The sequence below is a fragment of the Gemmatimonadales bacterium genome, from assembly GCA_030697825.1.
Lineage (GTDB): Bacteria > Gemmatimonadota > Gemmatimonadetes > Gemmatimonadales > JACORV01 > JACORV01.
This window is the reverse complement of record JAUYOW010000270.1, coordinates 1-1,949: the sequence shown is the minus strand read 5'-3', so window position 1 is coordinate 1,949 and position 1,949 is coordinate 1. Positions and strand designations below refer to the sequence as shown.

Annotated in this window: 1 protein-coding gene; it reads left to right on the top strand. The window is 72.7% G+C overall.

Features of this window, described 5'->3' with window-relative positions; all coding sequences use genetic code 11:
• The coding region (locus Q8Q85_13160; GenBank protein MDP3775205.1) for a hypothetical protein at positions 1–1,949 on the top strand (1,949 nt) is incomplete at both ends.

Genomic DNA, 1,949 nt, shown 5'->3' with positions numbered 1-1,949 from the left:
GAGATGCTGACGGCCGAGCCGCCCTTCACGGGCGCGACGGCGCAGGCGATCATCGCCCGGGTGATGACGGAGGAGCCGCGTTCGCTGACGCTCCAGCGCAAGACGATCCCGCCGCACGTCGAGGCGGCGGTGACAACGGCGCTGCAGAAGCTCCCGGCGGACCGCTTCGCCTCCGCGGCGCAGTTCGCCGAGGCGCTGGCCAATCCGGCCTTCGCCGCGCGGCCGGCCACCGCCGCGCGCGAGGCGGCGCCGGCGCAGACATCACCCCGCAGGGCCACGCTCGCCGCCACGGCCGCGCGAGTGGTGCCGTGGGTCGTCGCGGCACTGGGAGTGGGCTTCGGCGGGTGGACCTGGCTCAACGGCCGCACTACCGACGTCGCGCCGCTGGTCACACGGTACGCGGTCACGCTGCCGGACAGCGCCGCGTTCTTCGGGCAGGTCGGCGTCAGCATCGCCTATTCCAGGGACGGGTCGGCGTTCGCGTACACCGGATCAGGCGGACGGGCCGGGATCTATGTCCGCTACGCCGACCGGGTGGATCCGGTCGCCGTCGCCGGCGAGCGGAACGGCGTCCTGCCGTTCTTCTCACCGGATGGCCGGTGGCTGGGCTTCCGGGAGGGTTCTCGACTCCTGAAGGTGGCGCTGGCGGGAGGCGTCCCGGTGGTCCTCTCCGACTCGTGCGAGGGATACGCGTTCGATTGGGGCACCGACGACACGATCCGCTACTACCAGTTTGTCACCGCTGGTTCGCCGGTCAGGCAGCTGATGGCGGTCGGTGCCGCCGGCGGCCCGCCGCGGGTGCTGGCCACCCCCGACAGCGCGTCGGGCGAGTCCTTCCGGTTCCCGACCCTGCTGCCCGACCGGCGGACGGTGTTGTTCACCATTCGAACCAGGGACACCGACCGGCTCGCGGCGCTCGACCTCTCCTCCGGGAGGATCACGCGGTTCGAGCAGCTCGGGAGCAACCCGCACTATGTGGAGGCGGGCTACGTGGTGCTCGGCAACCGCGACGGAACGCTGGTGGCGATACCGTTCGACGTCGGGCGTGGGCGCCCGTCCGGCCAGCCGGTGACGATCGTCAGCGACGCGATCGTGGACGCCTCGGGGAGTGTCGAGGGCGGCGTCTCCGCGGACGGACGAATCGTCTACGCCCAGCGTGGGGCGGTGAGCGACCGTAGCCTGACGATGGTCGGCCGCGACGGGCGGCCCACGGACATCCCGGGCGCGCCGAGGGGTTTCGCGGGGCCGCGGTTCTCCCCCGATGGACGCCGGCTTGCGGTCGGCGTCGGGGATCCGGGGGGCGGCTCGGACGTGTGGACCCTCGACCTCACCCAGCAGGCCTGGACCCGGCTCACCACCAACCGTATCAGCGATCGTCCCGCTTGGGTGGCGGATGGGCGGCGCATCGTGTACTCCAGCAATGCCGATCTGTGGTGGATCGCGTCCGACGGCAGTGGCGCCCCCGAATCACTTCTCGTCGCGGCCGGGAGCCGCTACGCGGCGTCCATCACGCCGGAGGGGACCGTGGTGTTCCACGAGTCCGGAGCGCAGAGCGGCGGCATCCGGGCGATGCGGCTCGACTCGGCCCCGGCCGCCCGGACGATCGTCCCGGACGCGTTCCAGGAGTCCGCACCCGCGCTGTCGCCGGACGGCCGCTGGCTGGCGTACCAGTCGTCCGAGCCCGGCCGAGCGGAGGTCTACGTACGCCCCTTTCCGGGCCCCGGACCGCGGGTGCCGGTGTCGCTCAACGGCGGGACGGAGCCCTACTGGTCGCGGGACGGCCGCGAACTGTTCTACCGCGAGGGCGACGTGATGATGGCGGCGTCGGTGCGGACGCTGCCGGCTTTCGAGGTGGCCGAGCGCCGCCGGTTGTTCTCCGGAGCGTTCCTGCCCGGCGGCTCGTTCCGTGAGTACGACGTCGCGCCCGACGGCCGGCGGTTCGTCATGGT